The following is a 21,210-nucleotide window of genomic DNA, read 5'->3' as shown; positions in this document are numbered from 1 at the left end:
CGATTATGTCTCGGAGGTTACCATGAGCAAACCATTAGTCATTATCACCGGTGCAAGTTCAGGGATCGGCGAAGCCACCGCGCGGCTGATGTCCCAGGCCGGCCACCCACTGTTGCTGCTGGCCCGACGCCTGGAGCGCATGCAGGCGCTTAACCTGCCCAATTGCCTGTGCCTGGCAGTGGATGTCAGTGACCGCGAAGGGTTCGTCAAGGCGGTGAAGCAAGCCGAAGCGCTGTATGGCCCGGCCGATGCGCTGATCAACAATGCCGGGGTCATGCTGTTGGGGCAAATGCATGAGCAAGACCCACAGCAGTGGGAGCAGATGCTCGACGTCAACGTCAAAGGGCTGTTGAACGGTATTCATGCGCTGGTGGGCGGCATGATCGAGCGCCGCCAAGGCACCATCATCAACGTAAGCTCGGTGGCCGGGCGCAAGACCTTCCCCAACCATGTCGCCTATGTCGGCACCAAGTTTGCGGTGCACGGGATTTCCGAGAACCTGCGCGAAGAAGTCGCGGCGCACAACGTGCGGGTAGTGACGATTGCCCCAGGCGCCGTGGAAACCGAACTGCTCGGGCATACCACCGACGAAGCCATCAAAGACGGCTATCAAGCCTGGAAAGCGGAAATGGGCGGTCAGGTCCTGAGTGCCGACGATGTTGCCTCGGCCATCGCCTACGCCTATCAGCAACCGCAACATGTGTGCATCCGCGAAATTGTCCTGGCCGCTACTCGCCAGCAGCCTTGATCAGCGCTGCGCCTGGTCTTCGTGCACCTGGACACTGGCGGTCATACCGGCACTGAGCGTCACGCCGTCAGGCACCTGATCCAGTTTGATCCGCACCGGAATGCGCTGGGCCAGGCGCACCCAGTTGAACGTAGGCTCGACCTCGGCAAGTAGCTGGCTATCGGGGTTGGCATTGCGGTCGGTGATGCCGCGGCTGATGCTCTCGACATGCCCTTGCATCGGCTCGCCAGCGCTCATCAGCCAGACCTTGACCGGGTCGCCGACACGAATACGCGGCAGTTTGGTTTCTTCAAAGTACGCCTGCACGTAGAAGGTCGAGTCATCGATCAAGGCCATCACCGGCTGCCCGGCATTGACATAGTTACCCTCGGCCAGGCGCAAGTTGGTGATGTGACCATCACGCGGGGCCTTGACCTGGCTACGGGCCAGGTTGATGGCCGCAGCCTTGACGTCCGCCTGCGCCTGGCTCAACTCACCCCGGGCCACCGCCGCATTGATCTGGGCATTTTCGCGCAGTTCGGCACTGATGGCCTGAGGGCCAAGCGCAGCGCGGCGAGACGCTTCGTGCTCACGCAGGCGCAATTGCTGCTGACGGGTTTCGGCCACCGCATTGGCTTTATCCAGGGCTGCCTCGAAGCGGTCGCGATCAATCGACATCAACAGCTCGCCGGCCTTGACCTGCTGGTTGTCTTGCACCTTCAGCTCACGCACCCACCCCGATACATCAGGGGCAATGATCACCACATCGGCGCGGATTTTTGCATCGCGAGTCCAGGGGGTCAGCATGTAGTACTGCCAGAGTTTCCAGCCGGCGAATACCGCCACAGCCACCAGACTCAGGGTTACTGCGATTCGCAGTAAAGCTCGCATCAACACTCTCCTTACCGAGGTCCCAACTCAAGCGTGACCAGGGTCAACACACAGATGAACAACGCGAAATCGAATAAGGCTTCATGCCAGATCCAGCGTCCCAATGGCGTCAGGCGCAGCAGCAGGCGCACGACCACCGTCAGCGCCATGGCCAGCACCACATAGATCAGAAACGGGCTAAGCAGTACCCCGCCCAACGCCCACTCACGCAACCCCATGGATTTCCTCCTGTCGACGGCACCATTTGCCCCAACTGCGCTGCAACTGCAGCACTGCCCCAACCGCCAGACGCAGCGCATCACTGGGCGGCTGGCGCTGCAGGGCGTCGATGAAGGCTTCGCTGGCGGCATCCAGGCGCTGGCCGCGGCCCGGTGCCGGGCCGCGTGCCAATACGGCTTGCAGTTGGTGCAAGTACTCGCGTTCGGCAGCATCCAACGGCGCCTGCGCGACCGCTAGGCAGTGGCGCAGGTGCAGCAGCTCATCACCGATATCCAGCCCGTGTACACCATCATCCCAACGCCCGCGTTCCTGCTCGGTCAACGCCGCGTAGTGCCGCGCCAGTTGTATCAGACGGTCAGCCATGCGCCCACCGAACCAGGTATCGGCACCGCGCAACTCACGTCGGGTCAAGCGCGCCAGATCGTTCTGGGTTGCGGCGCGCAGACGGCGGCCGTGCCAGGCCGGATTACGCAGCACCAGCAACTTGAAGGCTAATACCGCCGCGCCCACGCCAATCAGCATGGCCTGGGCACTATTAAGGAAGGTCGCCACCTCAAAATTCATGGCGTTGAGCGGCGCGACCAAAACAATGAAGTGCAGGCAATAGGAGGTCGCCGTCGCACCAATTCGTGGATTGGCCATGCCCAGTGCGCCGAAAAACAACGGCACACCCATCGCCATGCACAGCATGGGAAAACCGCTCCATTGCGGTAACAGGATCTGCCCGACCACAAACGCCACCGGCATGGCCAAAAGGATGCCGCGCAAGAAGCTCATGCCAATCTGGGCACCGTTCTCACGGCTGGCGAACAGGCTGCAGACCACGCAGGTCAGCACCAGCCCGCCAGGGGCTGCGGTCCAGGCGGTGGCCATCCAGAAGCTTGCCATTGCCAAGAACGCCAAGGCACTGCGCGAGCCGAACAGCAAGGCCAGGGGCAGGTCGCGGTGTACCGCCAGGCTATCAGGAACATTGTCCGGCGCCTTGCCCTCCTCTACTGCGCGCAAAGCCAGAGTCGCGGCCATGGCGCTGTCGAGCAGCAAGGTCAGGCGGGCCAGACAATAATGTTCGGCCGAACTGAGTCGTTCATCGTGTGCGGCATCCCACAGGCGTTGCCGCAGGGCCAGCAAACTGGCCTGATCGGGTGCCGCCAAGGTGTCATGCACGGCATCAAGCCAGGGTTGCAGATGCTGCGCCTGGGTGTCATCCAGTTGCTGCCATTGGCGTCGCACTGAACGGGCAATGCGCAACAGAATCAGCAATTTCTGGCTCAAGCTGCGGATCGCCCTGGCACGTTCTCGTCCCAGACGCCCTTCAAACCAGGCGTGCTCACGCTGTGCATCGACCGCTACAATCCGCCCGAGGATCTCCAGCAACCCCTTGCGGGCCTGCGCCTCACCACCCAGGGTTGCACTGGCTGCCTGCAGGCCACTGGCCCAGGCCTGGCGTGCCTGACCGCTTAGCTGTTGTTCAACGCGCATCGGCCAGAGCAAGGCACTGGTCAGGGTGGCGCAGACAATGCCCAGGCTGATCTCGGTACAGCGTGCTACCGCTTGGTCAAACACCGCCAGCGGATGATTGACTGCGGGCAAGGCAATGATTGCGACGGTGTACCCCGCCAGCACAAAGGAATACGCCCAGGCACTGCGCAGCATGGTCGAGCCTGCAGTGCACAAGGCCAGCCACAAGGCCAAGGCCAACAGAAACAGCCACGGCGTCTGCGCAAACAGGCCCATGAACACCACCGACATGACGGTACCCACCAAGGTACCGAGCAGTCGCGCCAGCCCTTTTTGCAACACCATGCCGGACAGTGGCTGAGCCACGATAAAAGCGGTCATCAGCGCCCAGGCCGGTTGTTCAAGGCCCCAGCGCAGTGCCAGCCACAGCGCCAGGCCACCGCCAAGCAGCGTCTTGATGGCAAATTGCACGGCGAGTTTGTTCGGCGCCAACAGGGCCTGCAAAGTGATGGGCACGGGACGAACCTTGGCTGACTGTTTTGTAACGATAGACAGGATGGAGCAGAAGCATTCGAGGTGAATTATTAGCTAGCTAACTATCAAAAGTCCAGCGCCCGGTAGGATCGGGCTTGCCCCGCGATAGCGATTTATCAGCCGCATCGCCTCGCGGGGCAAGCCCGCTCCTACCGGGATTTTTTTTACGCACAAAAAAATGGGCGACCGAAGTCGCCCTAAATGCCTTGCGTGCTCGTGTACTGAAAGGATCAGCGCTGGTTGCGCTTGTTCGAATCCTTCCAGATGAAAATTCCGAATCCGACAAAGAACAGCAGCATCAGGCCGACTGTAATCACTCCAGCGATTACCACATTATCGAAGAACATGTCGGCCTCCATTCGCCTGTACCTGTCTGATGGGTTCAAGGTATCGAATGGACTGCGAGAGGAAATTGACCGAGGTCAATAGCGCCCGGAACCGGGCGCGGGAGGCGTGTGCAGGGTTGACCTGCATCAAGTTTTCAACGCTTCTTGGGTTTGCCCTTGGGCTTTTTCTTGACCTTGCCCAGTGGCATGGCCTGTTCGAACGCCTGGCGCACTTCGTTCAGGCGTTTTTCATTAAGGTCGTGGACGCGCCGGGCGCGTTCGGCACCTAGGTCGATCAGGTTGTCATCTTGGCTCATGGTCTGACTCAGAAAGCGGGCTGCGATCTGGCAATAATGAAGGCAGTTGCCGTCGCTGACCAGTCTGAAGGCTGCCTTCAGACTTCGATGTCGACCAACAAGCCCTGGCGCGGCTGGTCATCCATCAAGGGCGAGACCGGCACGGTGTTGTCGGCATTGACGTCATCCCCCGGTTGCGCCTGATAGCGCTCTTGATCCTTGCCCGACTGGCGCCCGCCCTGCTGGCGGCGCTGTTCTTCCCGCAGCAGTAAGGCCGACTTTTCCGGGTCGCGATGTTTCAAGTCGATGGCACCCTCGCTGGAGGCCGGTTGCGCAGGCACCACGGGCTTGATATCCGGGGTTGGCTTGACCGGGTCCAGTTGCGATGTCACGGGAGCAGCACTGAGCGGAATAATGGGCGGCAGCATGGGGTAATCTCCTGTCGCCAGTGTGTCGGCTAGCCAGCCGCGGCCTTGAGCCGAGAATCCGTAATCACGTGATGCCCACATCACGCGTTGCGGCCAAGTATAGCGGTTGCCTGGCTATGGCTCGTCGCTGTCCTCTGGCATGGGAGCAATCTCGTTCCAGGGCCGGGTAAGAATTTTGTTCCACACCTGGTCCAGATGCTCACGGATGGCAACCGGTGCTGCCTGCAATGACGGGCTGTCTTCACGCTCACCACCATAGGGGGCTTCGCCCGGCGGAGTGATCAGCGACTGGCCGACAATGGCATAGCTTTGCTGACCTTCTCGAAGCTCAACACGCAACTCGTGAGGGTCGATGCCACCCCCGCAGAACGCATGGCTGGCGACGGTCAGCTCGGCAACGCCATCATTGTTCAGGTCAGTCACGCCGCTGACATCGGTATAAAAGCCGACGTCCAGGTCCAGCCCGGCACAGTCGGTTTCATTTTCGATCTTCCAGCGCACTTTAAAGGTGTCGCGCTCGGTGGGCCGCCCATACAGCGTGGCGGTGAGGATCACTTGATCGAGGTCTTCGCTGGTTTGCTCGTCCTGAACCTGATCGTCACCACGGCTGAGAATCAACAAACCTTCGCCCTCGCGGTCACGAAAGTGCACCGCCTGCACCGGCGACTCGATCCTCAATGCATTAAGTTGCCCGGACGGGAGCGGCGCCAACAGTTCAAATTTGGGAGAATCGCAAGCGCTCAACAGTGACACGCTGGCAACCAACAGATAACGGGGTAGACACGACGGCTGTAGACGCATGAACGTTCGGGCCCTCACTGGCGACGCAGCTTTTATCGCACAAATTGCTAGACTCTTTGGTCTGCAGAGTCCTATCCGTTAAGATAGTCGGCTTTTCAAGGCGGGAGTCAGGCAGTATGGCGCAGCAGTATCAACCGGGGCAACGCTGGATCAGTGACAGCGAAGCCGAGCTAGGTCTGGGGACCGTTCTGGCACAGGACGGCCGCTTATTGACCGTGCTCTACCCGGCCACTGGCGACACCCGCCAGTATTCCCTGCGCAATGCGCCGCTGACCCGGGTGCGCTTCTCGCCCGGCGATCAGATCACTCACTTCGAAGGCTGGAAGCTGACCGTGCGCGAAGTCGACGATGTCGACGGCCTGCTGGTTTACCACGGCCTCGATGCGCAGAACCAGGCCTGCACCCTGCCGGAAACCCAACTGTCGAACTTCATTCAGTTCCGTTTGGCCAGCGACCGTCTGTTCGCCGGGCAGATCGACCCGCTGTCGTGGTTTTCGCTGCGCTACAACACCCTGGAACACACCAGCCGCCAATTGCAGTCTTCCCTGTGGGGCCTGGGTGGCACACGTGCCCAGCCTATCGCCCACCAGTTGCACATTGCCCGTGAAGTCGCCGACCGTATTGCCCCACGGGTACTGCTGGCCGATGAAGTAGGCCTGGGTAAAACCATCGAGGCTGGCCTGGTCATTCACCGCCAGTTGCTCTCCGGCCGTGCCAGCCGCGTGCTGATCCTGGTTCCAGAGAACCTGCAGCATCAGTGGCTGGTAGAAATGCGCCGCCGCTTCAACCTGCAGGTTGCCCTGTTCGACGCCGAGCGTTTCATTGAGAGCGACGCCAGCAACCCGTTCGAAGATGCCCAACTGGCGCTGGTCGCGCTGGAATGGCTGACCGAAGACGAAAAAGCCCAGGACGCGCTGTTCGCCGCCGGCTGGGACTTGCTGGTGGTCGACGAAGCGCACCACCTGGTGTGGCACGAAGATCAGGTCAGCCCCGAATATGCGCTGGTCGAACAACTGGCTCAGGTGATCCCGGGCGTACTGCTGCTCACCGCAACTCCGGAACAACTGGGCCAGGACAGCCACTTTGCGCGCCTGCGCCTGTTGGACCCGAACCGTTTCCACGACCTCGCCGCCTTCCGCGCCGAGAGCGAGCACTATCGCCCTGTGGCCGAAGCCGTGCAGGAGCTGCTGGACGAAGGACGCCTGTCGGCCAAGGCACACGCCACCATCGAAGGTTTCCTCGGTGCCGAAGGCGAAGCACTGCTGGCGGCGGTCAACGATGGTGACAGCCAGGCCAGCGCACGCCTGATTCGCGAATTGCTTGATCGCCACGGCACTGGCCGCGTGCTGTTCCGTAACACCCGTGCTGCGGTCCAGGGCTTCCCGGAACGCAACCTGCACCCTTACCCGCTGCCAAACCCAGACCAGTACATGGAACTGCCGCTGGGCGAGCATGCCGAGCTGTACCCTGAAGTGGCATTCCAGTCCCAGAGCGACAGCGACGAAGAAGAGCGCTGGTGGCGCTTCGACCCACGGGTCGACTGGCTGATCGATACCCTGAAAATGCTCAAGCGGGTCAAGGTCCTGGTGATCTGTGCCCACGCCGAAACCGCGATGGACCTGGAAGACGCCCTGCGCGTGCGCTCGGGTATTCCTGCCACGGTGTTCCATGAAGGCATGAGCATTCTGGAGCGCGACCGCGCCGCGGCTTATTTTGCCGACGAAGAATTTGGCGCCCAGGTGTTGATCTGCTCGGAAATCGGCAGTGAAGGCCGCAACTTCCAGTTCGCCCATCATCTGGTGCTGTTCGACCTGCCCGCCCACCCAGACCTGCTCGAACAGCGTATCGGGCGTCTTGACCGGATTGGCCAGAAACACACTATCCAACTGCATGTACCGCACCTGCAGAACAGCCCGCAAGAGCGCCTGTTCCAATGGTACGACCAGGCCCTGAACGCCTTCCTGGCCACCTGCCCGACCGGCAACGCCTTGCAGCATCAGTTCGGCCCGCGCCTGCTGCCGCTGCTGGAAAGCGGTGACGACGGCGAATGGCAAGCCCTGGTTGACGAAGCCCGTGCCGAGCGCGAGCGTCTTGAAGCCGAACTGCACAGTGGTCGCGACCGCCTGCTGGAGCTTAACTCGGGTGGCGCGGGTGAAGGTCAGGCGCTGGTTGAAGCGATTCTTGAGCAAGACGATCAGTTCACCCTGCCGATTTACATGGAAACCCTGTTCGATGCCTTTGGTATCGACAGCGAAGACCACTCGGAAAACGCACTGATCCTCAAGCCGAGCGAAAAAATGCTCGACGCCAGCTTCCCGCTGGGCGATGACGAAGGCGTCACCATCACCTACGACCGCAACCAGGCGCTGTCTCGCGAAGACATGCAATTCATTACCTGGGAGCACCCGATGGTTCAGGGTGGCATGGACCTGGTGCTGTCCGGCTCGATGGGCAACACCGCGGTGGCGCTGATCAAGAACAAGGCACTCAAGCCGGGGACTGTGCTGCTCGAACTGCTGTATGTCAGTGAAGTGGTGGCACCTCGTGCCCTGCAACTGGGCCGCTACCTGCCACCGGCTGCCTTGCGCTGCTTGCTCGACACCAACGGCAACGACCTGGCCTCGCGCGTGTCGTTCGAGACCCTCAACGACCAGCTCGAAAGCGTGCCTAAAGCCAGTGCCAACAAGTTCATCCAGGCCCAGCGCGATGTGCTGACGCCGCGGATCAACAGCGGCGAAGCCAAGATCATGCCGCGCCACGCCGAACGTGTTGCCGAAGCGCAGCGCCGCCTGGCAGCGGAAACCGATGAAGAGCTGGCGCGCCTGACCGCTTTGCAAGCGGTGAACCCAAGCGTGCGTGACAGCGAAATCGACGCGTTGCGCAAGCAACGTGAGCAAGGTCTGGCCATGCTGGAAAAAGCCGCACTGCGCCTGGAGGCGATCCGGGTATTGGTTGCCGGTTGAGTCCATTGTTGTGATCGCGGGGCAAGTCGGGTCGCCGCACCGCCGCTCCTACAGGTAATCTGTGGGAGCGGCGGTGCGGCGACCCGACTTGCCCCGCGATGCTTTAGAACCCACCGCTATTAAGCCAATGTCCAAATCGTAGCAATCAAAGTGCCATTAATCCGGATGGGTTAATGCTCTGTTTCTATACTCCTGTCCAACAGTCTCCAGACGGTCTTTGGGGGACGAGTGAAAACTCGACAAAGAGGCAGGCTATGGAGTGGGTGGGACTACAAATGCTCGCCGATCTTCCGGCTACCGGACAGATCATTCTGGACTGCAAATACAACCCTTACCTGGTTGCCTTGGCGTTGCTGGTTGCCGGTGCTGGCAGCTTTGCCACCCTGAGCATGGCTGAACGCCTGAGCCACGTAGAGCAACCTGCAGCCCAGCGCCAATGGCGATTGCTCGGTGCCTGCTGCCTGGCCGGTGGGGTCTGGGCACTGCACTTCATCAGCATGCTGGCATTCCAGGCACCCATTGAGGTGCAGTACGACTTTTCGCTCACCGGCCTTTCCTTGATGGTCATGCTGCTCGCCGGCTGGCTGGCCATGAACACCCTCAGCCGTCGCGATCTTCACAGCCGCCATTACTTTCAGGCCGCCAGCTACACCGGCGTAGGCATCGCCGCGATGCATTACATCGGCATGAGCGCGATGCGCTCGAACGCCGAACAGTTTTACCGCGCCGACATGTTTGTCGCCTCGATTGCCATTGCCATCGGCACCAGCCTGTTGGCGGTCTTTCTGGCCCGTTATTTCCGCTATGGCAGTGGCACGCTCTATCAACTGCTCAAGTACGCGGCCAGTATGTTGATGGCCGCCGGCATTTTCGCCACTCACTTCACGGGCATGTGGGGCATGACCCTGGTCATTCCTGCCGATGCCACCGTGGTGTTGCCAAGCGCTGACAATAACCTGCAACTGAGCCTGACCATCGCCTTCATCACCTTGCTGATCAGCGCCAGCAGTATCAGTGCCGCGCTGTCCGACCAGAAGCTGCAAAGCAAGGAGCATGACCTGCGCCGCGTCAATGTCCTGCTCAGCCAGCTGGATCAGGCACGGGTCTCGCTGCAGCAAGCGGCTCATTACGATGCCCTGACCAACCTGATCAATCGTCGTGGCTTCAACCAGGTGTTTGCCGAACGGCTGATCGAGCAGGCCACCAACGAAGGCATGCTGGCGGTGATGTTCCTCGACATCGACCATTTCAAGCGCATCAACGACAGCCTCGGCCACGATGCTGGCGATGAGCTGCTCAAGGTCATTGCCGGCTACATCAAGGCCGCCACCCGCAGCCAGGACGTGGTTGCACGCTTCGGCGGGGATGAGTTCTGCATTCTCACTTCGCTGAGCAACCGCGAAGAAGCACGCAATCTTGCCCAGCGCATCATGCAGAAAATGAAAGAACCGATCGACCTGGCCGGGCGGCGCATGGTCATGACCACCAGTATTGGCATCAGCATTTTCCCCGACGACGGCGTAAGCGCTGAGGAGTTGCTGAAAAATGCCGACCTTGCCCTTTATCAGTCCAAGGGTTGCGGACGCAACAGCCTGAACTTCTTCAACAGCAGCCTGAAGACACGCGCCACCCTTGAGCTGCAACTGGAAGAAGAACTGCGCAGTGCGTTGTTCGAAGAACACGGCTTGCGCATTCACTACCAGCCGATTTTCGACCTGCATACCGGGCAAGTCGCCAAGCTTGAAGCCTTGGTGCGCTGGCAGCATCCACAACATGGCTTGCTCAGCCCGGATCGTTTCATCGGCATCGCCGAAGCCAATGGCCTGATCACCGACCTTGACCTGTGGGTAATGCGCCGCGCCTGCCAAGACCTGGCGCAACTCGACCGTCATGGCTACAGCGGCCTGAAAGTCACCGTCAATTGCTCGGCATTGACCCTGGGCCACGAAGCCCTGCCCCACGAGGTCGCCAGCGCCTTGCAAAACGCCGGGCTTTCAGCCTGCAAGCTGGAACTGGAAGTGACCGAAAATGCATTGATGGGCAATATTCACAACACCATTGCCATGCTCAAGGAGATTCGCGCCCTTGGTGTTTCACTGTCGATCGATGACTTTGGCACCGGCTACTCGTCGCTGGCCTACCTCAAGCGCCTGCCCCTGGACACCCTGAAGATCGATCGCTCGTTCATTCAGGATGTACCGCATTGCCCACAAGACATGGAAATCGTGCAGGCCATCATCGTCATGGCCCACACCCTGCACCTGCAGGTGATCGCCGAAGGTGTGGAGTTCATCGAGCAGTATCAATTTCTCGCCCAACAGGGGTGCGATTTCGTGCAAGGCTACCTGCTCAGCCGCCCCGTGCCCCTGGGCGATCTGCGTTCAATTCTTGATCAGCTCGATCAACGCAGCGCGCCTTCACTCGCCCGTTTCAGTCCTTACCTCGGTACAAATCAATCAATGTCGCCGGATCTTTTTGCAGATACCCCTGACTACCATGTAAGCGCATCAACTGTGCGGCCAGGCCGCTGAGAGGCGTCGCCGAGCCCTGCTCGCGTGAGAATTTCACCGCGGTATCGAGGTCTTTGAGCAACGTGCGCACGTGCCACTTGACCGGCTCGAAACGACTTTCGGCCATTTGCGGGGCGAGAATCTGCAGTGGCTTGGAGTCGGCAAAACCACCGGCCAGCGCTTCGGCGATCAGGCTGGCGTCCACCCCGGATTGCTCGGCAAGTGCCACCACCTCGGCAATCACCAGGGCGTTACAGGCCACAATCATCTGATTACAGGCCTTGGTCACCTGCCCTGCTCCCACCGCGCCCATATGCGTGACCCGTTGGCCCAGGGTCAACAGCACCGGGCGCACGCGCTCAAGGTCTGCCGCAGCGCCACCGACCATGATCGCCAGCGTGCCAGCCTCTGCGCCAGGCGTACCACCGGAAACCGGTGCATCGAGCCAGCTCATACCACTGAGTGCCGCCAGCTCCGCCGCCATTTCGCGGGTAGCGGTGGGCTCCAGGCTGGAGAAATCCACCAGCAACTGCCCGGCCCTGGCGCCCTTGGCAATGCCTTCGGCACCGAACACCACCTCTCGCACCACCGCCGTATCGGCCAGACACAAAAGCACCACATCGGCCGCCTGGCAAAGCTCGGCAGGCGTCGACACCACCTGGGCACCGGCGTCGGCCAACGCCGCGCATTTGTCCGGCGAACGGTTCCAGACCGTCAACGGGTACCCCGCTGCCAGCAAGCGCCGACACATCGGCAACCCCATCAGACCAATTCCGGCAAACCCCAGTGAAGGACGTGCAGTGCTCATGTACAGCTCCAGGCAGATTAAAGAAGTTGAACGATTGGACGATTCAGTTTGCAGGCGTGACAAGGAAAACTCCTACACGGTTAGGGTAAACCCCTATCGCTCACGCCAAATGCGCACTGATACAGTCGCGAAACTTATCCAGTGATGGCTTTATGACATTTACCAGAACAGCCACCCACCCCCAGGCAAATGGCGCAAAATGACCTCCAAGACTACTTCTGCCAACGCGGTTTCCGAGCTGACCTTACCCACTCCCGCGTACAGCGCTTCGGGCTCGAAAGAATTCTACAGCCCGCGAGCGCTTAACCCGCAGCAGTACCTGTACTTCACCGAGACCGATATCCAGCGCATCCTCGACAACCTCGACGGCTTGCGTGACCTGGTGTTCCCGCCCAGCATCCACGTCGAGGACGATAGCCAGCTCCGTCTGGATCAACAGTTTCCGTCGGTCTGCCTGATCGGCCTGGGGCGTTGCGGCTCGAACATCGCCTTGGATGTCGCCGAGCTTGTATACAACGCCCGCACCTTCTACCTCAACGAATTCAACAACGAAGACCGTGCCGGCAACGAGCCGAACTACAGCCCGGCACGCTGGATTCGTAACAACCTGCGCCTGGTGCAGAACAAGCACAGCAAGCCCGTCTTTCTGGTTGAACCCCTGGTCATGCTCGGCGACCTGGACAAAGACATTGCCGGGCGCATCCGTTTCTCGCGCAAGGGCGAAAAAAGCGGCTTCATCCGCGACTACAGCAAAATGAAGATCATGGACCTCTCGGAAGTCCATGCTGGCGGTGCCGGTAACGCCCCGATCCTTGGCCAGTACCTGGCCAAGATCATCCTCAACAAAGAAACCCATCGGTTTTCCAGCGCTGACTGGAAGCTGATTCACTCGTACCTGATCGACTCCTGCGGGATCAAGGCCAACCAGTCACGCCTGTACTTCTACATCTTCAGCGCCGGTGGCGGTACCGGTTCAGGCATGGCTTCGGAGTTCGGCCTGGCCCAGCAGTACTCGTACATGAACAAGACCTTCGACACCAAGCCTGCCGACGAGAACGACGGCAAGAGCGGGCACTCGTTTGTCTTCGAGCCGATCTTCACCAGCGGCATCTGTGTGCTGCCGAACATTTCCGACCACCGCAGCGAAATGTCTGAAGCCCTGCACATCAACGCCGGACGTTTGCTGTGCAAATACCTGTCTGAAGAATGGGACTTCTCCTATAACTTCGATAATGAAGACAGCAGCGAAGCCAGCGTCATGGGGCGCATTCGCCCATGGAACGCGATGATGCTGATTTCCAACGACATCATGCGCTACGCCGAAGAGAATGATGACGGCAACATCCAGAACATTGACGTCAATGCCATGGAGAAGCACGCCAACCAGTACATCTCCCAGCAGATCTTCAACATTCTCACTGCCCAGGCGGTCACCACCGACTACGACCAGAACTACTTCCGCCGTGCCGGCATCGACATCGGCGAAACCATCCGCCTGGACGCCAACGACCTGTTCATGAGCCTGGCCGGCCCTGTGGCCATTGCCTATGCAGAGTCCGTGGTACCGGAACAGCCGTCACCAAACTCGGACAAGTTCAAAGTGTTCGAGAAAGATCAGCCGCGCCTGAACATCGACGACCTGTTCTTCCGCTCCATCGACCTGCCGCACTTCAACAAGGTGACCCAGGCAATCGAGGGCATCAGTCTGCTGCCGATCGAGTCCAAACGTTATCGCGCGGCGCTGGAGCAGTACAAAGCCTCCGGCTATGACGCAGCCGCCCTGCACGACCTGCACTTTTTCAAAAACTGCTCGTCGGTGGTGTCGATCGTCTCGCTGCCCAAGGACTACAAACTCTCGTACATGGACCTGAACCGGCTCAAGACTCACCTCAACAGCCTGTTCCCCAACACCACCCTAAAACGCTATGCCCTGGTGATCGGTGCGTCGGCCAACCTGTCGTTGACCACCCTGATCGCCAAGAGCCCGTGCCTGTCAGACGACTTCCTGACCTTGATCGTGGCCTTCATCAAGCGCTGCTTTGCGCGTAACCCGTATCGCTTCGATGACACCCTGGACAATGCGATCCTGGAGTTCATCACCAGCGACAGCTTCGATGAAGACCGCATCGATGATCTGCTCAACGAATTCGAGAACCCGGCGAAGATCCTCGATACCAACTGGTATGCGATCAAGCCGATGTACGAGAAGAAGTACCGCGAGCTGATCAACGACAAGAGCAAGTTCGTGTCGATCAATGACATTCGTCTGTCGCGCGAATGCGTGAAGAAAGCGGTGAAATACCTGCGTGAAATCTTCCGTCACCGCATTGGCAAGACCCGCGTGATTTCGCTGAATAGTCACACAGGTAAGGTGGATTACTGAGTTAGAAGCATCGCGGGGCAAGCCCGCTCCTACACATGACGTGTAGGAGCGGGCTTGCCCCGCGACCTGTTACCGTTAACGTTAAGCACACTCAACTGTTACCAACAGCCACCTTCGCTGAACAGTCCTGCGCACCAAAATCTCCCTGCTGCTTGTTTTCGCGCACCAATCTGGGGCGCGGTCAGGCGCTTTTCTTTTCCTGAATCACAATGAACGGCGAAACCACCACCGCCCAGATCTCTGGATCGCGGCTCTGGAGGTCTAGCGCCTGCTCGGCAGTCACCTGGCCTACAGTGCCAGCATTGCGCCATGCAGCGAAGGTTTCACTGCGGTTCTCGGCCATTGCCTGCGCAACTTCGATCAGGTCCAGACTCGCGTCGACCCAAATCAGGTCACCCTTGGCCCAAAAACGTTCCAGGGCTTTCCACTCGATTACTGCGGTCTCGCCGAGCAGTTTGGCATAGAGGGTGCTTGGTTGATCAGTCATGGGTTCCTGCCAGAAATAATTCGACTACTGTAAGAAGTCGGTATTTTTGCAGAAAAACCCGGTTTCAAATAAGTAATTGATCGAAAAGGACTTGAAAGCAAAGGATGGCCCCGGGAATCAGGGCAAGACCAAGCCGCTTTCTTGTAAGTTTCTGTCAATTAAGCGACACGCGCCGAATTTGCCTCAGCTGGGCTGCTTTTCAAGCGACAAAGCAGCGCTCTACACTGTACCGGTACAGTTGCCAGGGCGAATTCGGTGCAATCCGGTCCTCACGCTCTGGCCGCAGGACTATAAAAATTACAACAGAATGAGTGGAGCACTATGAGTAAGGCTACTAAGCAGATTTCCAAGCTGTTTGCCGCAATGGTTCTGGCCGGGGTTGCCAGCCATTCGTTTGCCGCCGATACCATCATGATCGGCATTGCTGGCCCGAAAACCGGCCCGGTAACGCAGTACGGCGATATGCAGTTCATCGGTGCAAAACAAGCCATCAAAGACATCAACGCTGCAGGCGGCGTTGACGGCAAGATGCTTGAAGCCAAGGAATACGACGACGCGTGCGACCCTAAACAGGCCGTAGCGGTTGCCAACAAAGTGGTCAACGATGGCGTCAAATACGTGATCGGCCACCTGTGCTCCAGCTCCACCCAGCCTGCTTCGGATATCTACGAAGACGAAGGCGTGATCATGATCACCCCGGCGGCCACCAGCCCGGAAATCACCGCCCGTGGTTACAAGCTGGTCTTCCGTACTATCGGCCTGGACAGCGCCCAAGGCCCGGCTGCAGGTAACTACATCGCCGACCACGTCAAACCGAAAGTGGTTGCCGTACTGCACGACAAGCAGCAATACGGTGAAGGTATCGCCACCGCGGTCAAACAAACCCTGGAAGGCAAAGGCACCAAGGTTGCCGTGTTCGAAGGCCTGAACGCCGGCGACAAAGACTTCTCCTCGATCATCCAGAAGCTCAAGCAAGCCAACGTCGACTTCGTCTACTACGGCGGCTACCACCCAGAGCTGGGCCTGATCCTGCGTCAAGCACAGGAAAAAGGCCTGAAAGCCAAGTTCATGGGCCCAGAAGGTGTCGGCAACGACTCCATCTCGCAGATCGCTCAAGGCGCTTCCGAAGGCTTGCTGGTTACCCTGCCGAAGTCGTTTGACGCCGATCCTGCGAACAAAGCCATCGCCGATGCAATCAAGGCTGACGGCAAAGACCCAAGCGGTCCGTTCGTGTTCCCGGCCTACTCTGCAGTCGAGCTGATCGCCCAGGGCATCAAGGCGGCCAAGTCCGAAGACACCGACAAAGTGGCTGCAGCCATCCACGCCGGTACCTTCAAGACTCCGACTGGCGACCTGTCGTACGACGCCAAGGGCGACCTGAAAGACTTCAAATTCGTGGTCTACGAATGGCATTTCGGCAAACCTAAAACCGAAGTTTCCCCACAGTAATCCCGTTTGACTAAATGACTAGAAGCCCACTGTGCGAGCAGTGGGCTTTGTTTTACGAGGTTCATGGGCCTGATTCCCGCGATCCGGGGGCAGGTTCACCTGAAAATCTTAAAACCGTCACCAGCGGTTCTCTGGCAGTGCCTGGGTCGAAGTGGCTGAAGACCACAAGACCGGGCCGGGTTGCCCCACCAGTGAAATGCGTATCGGGTTTTTAGGAGCGCTGTAATGCCTGAGATCTATCACTTCTTCCAACAGCTGGTTAATGGTCTGACCATTGGCAGCACCTATGCCTTGATAGCCATTGGCTACACAATGGTTTACGGCATCATTGGAATGATCAACTTCGCCCATGGCGAGGTTTACATGATTGGCTCCTACGTGGCCTTCATTGCCCTTGCCGGGCTGGCCATGATGGGGATTCACTCACTGCCGATATTGATGACCGTCGCCTTCGTCGCCACGATCTGTGTAACCAGTGCCTATGGCTACAGTATCGAACGGGTCGCCTACCGCCCCTTGCGTAACAGCAACCGGTTGATCCCGCTGATCTCTGCCATCGGTATGTCGATTTTCCTGCAAAACACCGTATTGCTATCCCAGGACTCCAAGGACAAGTCCATCCCCAACCTGATCCCTGGGAGTATCTCCTTCGGCCCGGGCGGCGCAGAGGAAGTGCTGATCTCCTACATGCAGATCCTGGTATTCGTTGTCACCCTGGTGGCGATGACCGGCCTGACCCTGTTCATCTCCCGCTCTCGCCTGGGCCGCGCCTGCCGCGCCTGTGCCGAAGACATCAAGATGGCCAACCTGTTGGGCATCAACACCAACAACATCATCGCCCTGACCTTCGTCATCGGTGCTGCCCTGGCAGCCGTGGCGGCGGTACTGCTGAGCATGCAGTACGGCGTGATCAACCCCAACGCCGGCTTCCTGGTGGGCTTGAAAGCCTTTACCGCGGCGGTGCTGGGCGGTATCGGCAGTATCCCGGGCGCGATGCTCGGCGGGCTGGTACTGGGGGTGGCTGAAGCCTTTGGCGCCGACATCTTCGGCGACCAGTACAAGGACGTGGTGGCCTTTGGTCTTTTGGTTCTGGTGCTGTTGTTCCGTCCGACCGGCATTCTCGGCCGTCCGGAGGTTGAAAAAGTATGAACAGAAATCTCAAACAAGCGTTCTTCAGCGCCTTGCTGGTCTGGGCCGTGGCCTTCCCAGTGCTGGGCCTGAAGCTCAGCATCGACGGCATCAACCTGATCGTTCATAGCCAGGGCCCCTTCACTATCACGGTCATCGCCGTGTGCTCGGTGCTGATGTTCCTGCGCGTGCTGTTCGACAAGCAATGGAGCGCAGTGACGCGCAGCCGTTCGGACCGCAAGCTGATTTCGCCGGCCATGAGCAACTTCCTGACCCTGCCCAAAACCCAGCGCTGGGTGATCATGGGCTTGATCGTGGTAGCCCTGGTGTGGCCGTTCTTCGGCTCACGCGGCGCGGTCGACATTGCCACCCTGATCCTGATCTACGTACTGCTCGGGCTTGGCCTGAACATCGTGGTCGGCCTGGCGGGCCTGCTCGACCTGGGTTATGTCGGTTTCTACGCCGTCGGCGCCTACAGCTACGCCCTGCTCTCGCACTACTACGGTCTGAGCTTCTGGATCTGCCTGCCGATCGCTGGCCTGATGGCGGCGACCTTTGGCTTCCTGCTCGGCTTCCCGGTATTGCGCTTGCGTGGTGACTACCTGGCGATCGTGACCCTGGGCTTTGGTGAGATCATCCGCCTGTTCCTGCGTAACCTCACCGGGCTGACCGGCGGTCCAAACGGGATCAGTAACATCGAGAAACCCACCTTCTTCGGCCTGACCTTTGAACGCAAGGCCGCCGAAGGCATGCAGACCTTCCATGAGTTCTTTGGCCTGCAGTACAACTCGATCAACAAAGTGATCTTCCTCTATCTGGTCGCCCTGCTGCTGGCCCTGCTGGCACTGTTCGTGATCAACCGCTTGCTGCGCATGCCGATCGGCCGCGCCTGGGAAGCGCTGCGTGAAGACGAGATCGCCTGCCGTGCCCTGGGCCTGAACCCAACGGTGATCAAGCTGTCGGCGTTCACCCTGGGCGCTTGCTTTGCAGGTTTCGCCGGTAGCTTCTTCGCCGCCCGTCAGGGCCTGGTGACACCGGAGTCGTTCACCTTCATCGAGTCGGCCATCATCCTTGCCATCGTGGTATTGGGCGGTATGGGTTCGCAACTGGGCGTGATTCTTGCGGCCATCGTGATGATCCTGCTGCCTGAACTGATGCGTGAATTCAGCGAATACCGCATGTTGATGTTCGGTGCGCTGATGGTGTTGATGATGATCTGGCGTCCGCAAGGCCTGCTGCCTATGCAACGTCCTCATATGGAGCTGCGTCGATGAGCCGCGAAATTCTGCAAGTCAGCGGCCTGAGCATGCGCTTCGGCGGCTTGTTGGCGGTCAACGGCGTGGCCCTGACCGTCAAGGAAAAACAGGTGGTGGCGTTGATCGGCCCTAACGGTGCCGGTAAAACCACAGTGTTCAACTGCCTGACCGGTTTCTACAAACCCAGCGCCGGCACCATCCTGCTCGACGGCCAGCCGATTCAAGGCCTGGCCGGTCACGAGATTGCCCGCAAAGGCGTGGTGCGGACGTTCCAGAACGTGCGTCTGTTCAAAGAGATGACCGCCCTGGAAAACCTGCTGATCGCCCAGCACCGCCACCTGAACACCAACTTCCTGGCCGGCCTACTGAAAACCCCGAGCTTTCGTCGCAGCGAGCACGAAGCGAAGGAGTACGCGCAGTACTGGCTGGAGAAGGTCAACCTGGTGGAGTTTGCCAACCGTCCCGCCGGGACCTTGGCTTACGGTCAGCAACGCCGCCTGGAAATCGCCCGCTGCATGATGACCCGTCCGCGGATCATCATGCTCGACGAACCCGCTGCAGGTCTGAACCCGAAGGAAACCGAAGACCTCAAGGCGCTGATCTCCTACCTGCGCCAGGAGCACAACGTCACCGTGCTACTGATCGAGCACGACATGAAGTTGGTCATGAGCATCTCCGACCATATCGTCGTTATCAACCAGGGTACGCCGCTGGCCGATGGCACGCCGGAGCAGATCCGCGACAACCCTGATGTGATCAAAGCCTACCTGGGGGAAGCGTAAATGCTGCAGTTTGAAAACGTTTCCACGTTCTACGGCAAGATCCAGGCCCTGCACAGCGTCAACGTCGAGATCAATCAGGGTGAGATCGTGACCCTGATCGGTGCCAACGGTGCTGGCAAGTCGACCCTGCTGATGACCCTCTGCGGATCGCCCCAGGCCCATAGCGGTAGCATCAAGTACCTGGGTGAAGAATTGGTCGGCCAGTCTTCCTCGCACATCATGCGCAAAAGCATTGCCGTGGTGCCGGAAGGTCGTCGGGTGTTCGCTCGTCTGACCGTGGAAGAAAACCTGGCCATGGGCGGCTTCTTTACCGACAAGGGCGACTACCAGGAGCAGATGGATAAAGTCCTGCAACTGTTCCCTCGTCTGAAAGAGCGCTTCAACCAGCGTGGCGGCACCATGTCCGGTGGCGAACAGCAAATGCTCGCCATTGGCCGGGCCTTGATGAGCAAACCCAAGCTGTTGCTGCTCGACGAGCCGTCGTTGGGTCTGGCACCGATCATCATCCAGCAGATCTTCGACATCATCGAACAGCTGCGTCGTGATGGTGTAACGGTGTTCCTGGTCGAGCAGAACGCCAACCAGGCGCTGAAAGTCGCCGACCGCGCCTACGTGCTGGAAAACGGCCGGGTGGTGATGCAAGGCACCGGTGAAGCACTGCTGACCGATCCGAAGGTTCGCGATGCCTACCTGGGCGGCTGATTGCAGCAACCCGTGAAAAAAGGCCTTCGGGCCTTTTTTCATTTTTAGCTGCCACTAAACCCAACCTCCGGTAGGAGCGGGCTTGCCCCGCGATACGATGTTGCTGACTCACCGCAATCGCGGGGCAAGCCCGCTCCTACAAGGTCAGCAGTACCTGACCGCTTCCCTTGAACCAATGCATCAAGTAGTCGACGAGCACTTGCACCCGCTTGGGCATCCTGCCCTGATAAGGGTGAACCAGAAATAAAGGCACGCTGCGGGTTTGATAATCACGCAACAACCATTGCAAGCGCCCATCCGCCAACTCCGCATGCAACATGTAGGACGGTAAGCGGGCAATCCCGGCTCCCAGCAATGCCGCTTTCTTCAGCAAGCTGTAGTGGTTACTGGCAAAGCTGCCACTGACCTGCACCCGCAACAGCTCATGTTGCTGGTGATACAGCCATTCTTCGCGCCCGCTGTAGTGGCTGTTGAGCAAGCATCGATGGCCACTCAACTGCATCGGTGTATCCGGCGTCCCATGACGTTCAAGGTAAGCCGGGCTGGCACAGGTCAGTTCCTGCATGGCCAATACCGGGCGAGCGACCAGTCGGGCATCGTCCTCAACCTCGGTACGGATCGCCAGGTCAAAGCCATCAGCGAGCAAATCCCGGTACCCGTTGTTCAGCTCCAGCTCCAGCCGCAGGTCGGGGTAGCGCTGGGTAAATTCCAGAAGCAAGCCTTCGAAAAACGTCTCCCCTAAAGACACCGGCACGGTCATACGCACTGGGCCGGCCAATTCATCCTTGAGCATGGCCAGGGTTTGGCGGGCGCCATTCATTTGCCGCACCAAGGCCTGGGCCTGGGGCAACAACATCGCGCCGGCCGCAGTCAAGCTCAGGCGCCGGGTGGTGCGATGCAACAGTTTGACCGAGTGGCTGGTTTCCAATGCAGTAATACGCTTGGACAACTGGCCCTTGCTCCAACCCAGTTGCTGTGCAGCCACGGTGAAACTACCGGCATCCATCAACACGGCAAAGGCTGCCAGATCATCCAGCTCGCTCATGGACTGTTTCCAAATGA

Annotated in this window: 19 protein-coding genes; 9 read left to right on the top strand and 10 right to left on the bottom strand. The window is 59.4% G+C overall.

The features are described 5' to 3' along the window. Positions 1-22 precede the first annotated feature (22 nt). Positions 23-748 carry an SDR family oxidoreductase gene (locus tag ACP6KB_RS06435; RefSeq protein WP_442112628.1) on the top strand — a complete coding sequence of 242 codons (726 nt, stop codon included), beginning with the start codon at positions 23-25 and terminating at the stop codon, positions 746-748. On the opposite strand, the gene ACP6KB_RS06430 is transcribed toward ACP6KB_RS06435, so the two are convergent. From ACP6KB_RS06430 to ACP6KB_RS06400, 7 genes are all read right to left on the bottom strand, one after another. After that, on the bottom strand, positions 749-1,618 hold the full coding sequence (locus tag ACP6KB_RS06430) for an efflux RND transporter periplasmic adaptor subunit (protein ID WP_442112626.1): 870 nt from the start codon (positions 1,616-1,618) through the stop codon (positions 749-751). Positions 1,619-1,629: 11 nt separating this feature from the next. Next, positions 1,630-1,836 (bottom strand): DUF1656 domain-containing protein, encoded by a 207-nt coding sequence (locus ACP6KB_RS06425; RefSeq protein ID WP_442112624.1) that lies wholly within the window; start codon positions 1,834-1,836, stop codon positions 1,630-1,632. Beyond that, a complete protein-coding gene (locus tag ACP6KB_RS06420) occupies positions 1,823-3,811 on the bottom strand; it encodes an FUSC family protein (RefSeq protein WP_442112622.1) in 1,989 nt (662 codons plus the stop codon). The genes ACP6KB_RS06425 and ACP6KB_RS06420 overlap by 14 nt, the downstream gene beginning before the upstream one ends. 248 nt (positions 3,812-4,059) lie before the next feature. After that, positions 4,060-4,176 carry a cytochrome c oxidase subunit CcoM gene (ccoM, locus tag ACP6KB_RS06415; protein WP_305955358.1) on the bottom strand — a complete coding sequence of 39 codons (117 nt, stop codon included), beginning with the start codon at positions 4,174-4,176 and terminating at the stop codon, positions 4,060-4,062. 134 nt (positions 4,177-4,310) lie between these two features. Continuing rightward, positions 4,311-4,472, bottom strand: coding sequence for a hypothetical protein (locus ACP6KB_RS06410; protein ID WP_165957326.1), 162 nt, complete (start codon positions 4,470-4,472; stop codon positions 4,311-4,313). Positions 4,473-4,549: 77 nt separating this feature from the next. After that, the gene (locus ACP6KB_RS06405) at positions 4,550-4,879 is read right to left on the bottom strand and encodes an aspartate-semialdehyde dehydrogenase (RefSeq protein ID WP_442112619.1); all 330 of its coding nucleotides are present in this window, start codon (positions 4,877-4,879) and stop codon (positions 4,550-4,552) included. 114 nt (positions 4,880-4,993) lie between these two features. Further along, on the bottom strand, positions 4,994-5,680 hold the full coding sequence (locus tag ACP6KB_RS06400) for a M949_RS01915 family surface polysaccharide biosynthesis protein (protein ID WP_442112617.1): 687 nt from the start codon (positions 5,678-5,680) through the stop codon (positions 4,994-4,996). A gap of 116 nt (positions 5,681-5,796) precedes the next feature. Between ACP6KB_RS06400 and rapA the strand changes: the two genes are divergently transcribed. Then, positions 5,797-8,643: an RNA polymerase-associated protein RapA gene (rapA, locus tag ACP6KB_RS06395; protein WP_442112615.1), complete on the top strand. Its 2,847-nt coding sequence runs from the start codon at positions 5,797-5,799 to the stop codon at positions 8,641-8,643. A gap of 254 nt (positions 8,644-8,897) precedes the next feature. Further along, entirely contained in the window at positions 8,898-11,174 is a 2,277-nt protein-coding gene (locus tag ACP6KB_RS06390) for a putative bifunctional diguanylate cyclase/phosphodiesterase (protein ID WP_442112613.1), read from the top strand. On the opposite strand, the gene ACP6KB_RS06385 is transcribed toward ACP6KB_RS06390, so the two are convergent. Next, entirely contained in the window at positions 11,074-11,961 is an 888-nt protein-coding gene (locus ACP6KB_RS06385; RefSeq protein WP_442112611.1) for an NAD(P)-dependent oxidoreductase, read from the bottom strand. The genes ACP6KB_RS06390 and ACP6KB_RS06385 overlap by 101 nt on opposite strands. 199 nt (positions 11,962-12,160) lie before the next feature. On the opposite strand from ACP6KB_RS06385, the gene ACP6KB_RS06380 reads away from it, so the two are divergent. Beyond that, the gene (locus tag ACP6KB_RS06380) at positions 12,161-14,344 is read left to right on the top strand and encodes a hypothetical protein (protein WP_442112609.1); all 2,184 of its coding nucleotides are present in this window, start codon (positions 12,161-12,163) and stop codon (positions 14,342-14,344) included. 181 nt (positions 14,345-14,525) lie between these two features. On the opposite strand, the gene ACP6KB_RS06375 is transcribed toward ACP6KB_RS06380, so the two are convergent. Further along, the gene (locus tag ACP6KB_RS06375) at positions 14,526-14,831 is read right to left on the bottom strand and encodes a DUF2288 domain-containing protein (RefSeq protein WP_442112607.1); all 306 of its coding nucleotides are present in this window, start codon (positions 14,829-14,831) and stop codon (positions 14,526-14,528) included. Between the two features lie 321 nt (positions 14,832-15,152). On the opposite strand from ACP6KB_RS06375, the gene ACP6KB_RS06370 reads away from it, so the two are divergent. The 5 genes from ACP6KB_RS06370 to ACP6KB_RS06350 all read left to right on the top strand — a co-directional run bounded on the left by ACP6KB_RS06370 (position 15,153) and on the right by ACP6KB_RS06350 (position 20,148). Beyond that, positions 15,153-16,280, top strand: coding sequence for a branched-chain amino acid ABC transporter substrate-binding protein (locus ACP6KB_RS06370; protein WP_442112605.1), 1,128 nt, complete (start codon positions 15,153-15,155; stop codon positions 16,278-16,280). 225 nt (positions 16,281-16,505) lie between these two features. Beyond that, complete coding sequence (gene livH / locus ACP6KB_RS06365) at positions 16,506-17,429, top strand: high-affinity branched-chain amino acid ABC transporter permease LivH (RefSeq protein WP_442112603.1); 924 nt, start codon at positions 16,506-16,508, stop codon at positions 17,427-17,429. After that, positions 17,426-18,682, top strand: a complete 1,257-nt coding sequence (locus tag ACP6KB_RS06360) for a high-affinity branched-chain amino acid ABC transporter permease LivM (protein WP_442112601.1) — start codon at positions 17,426-17,428, stop codon at positions 18,680-18,682. Before livH ends, ACP6KB_RS06360 begins: the two co-directional genes overlap by 4 nt. After that, a complete protein-coding gene (gene livG, locus ACP6KB_RS06355; protein WP_442112599.1) occupies positions 18,679-19,446 on the top strand; it encodes a high-affinity branched-chain amino acid ABC transporter ATP-binding protein LivG in 768 nt (255 codons plus the stop codon). Before ACP6KB_RS06360 ends, livG begins: the two co-directional genes overlap by 4 nt. Then, positions 19,447-20,148 carry an ABC transporter ATP-binding protein gene (locus ACP6KB_RS06350; protein WP_442112597.1) on the top strand — a complete coding sequence of 234 codons (702 nt, stop codon included), beginning with the start codon at positions 19,447-19,449 and terminating at the stop codon, positions 20,146-20,148. Between the two features lie 136 nt (positions 20,149-20,284). On the opposite strand, the gene ACP6KB_RS06345 is transcribed toward ACP6KB_RS06350, so the two are convergent. Further along, entirely contained in the window at positions 20,285-21,193 is a 909-nt protein-coding gene (locus tag ACP6KB_RS06345; RefSeq protein WP_442112595.1) for a LysR family transcriptional regulator, read from the bottom strand. Positions 21,194-21,210 lie beyond the last annotated feature (17 nt).

This window comes from Pseudomonas sp. NUPR-001 (assembly GCF_052147955.1).
Taxonomy (GTDB): Bacteria; Pseudomonadota; Gammaproteobacteria; order Pseudomonadales; family Pseudomonadaceae; genus Aquipseudomonas.
This window is presented reverse-complemented; position numbering and strand designations above follow the sequence as displayed.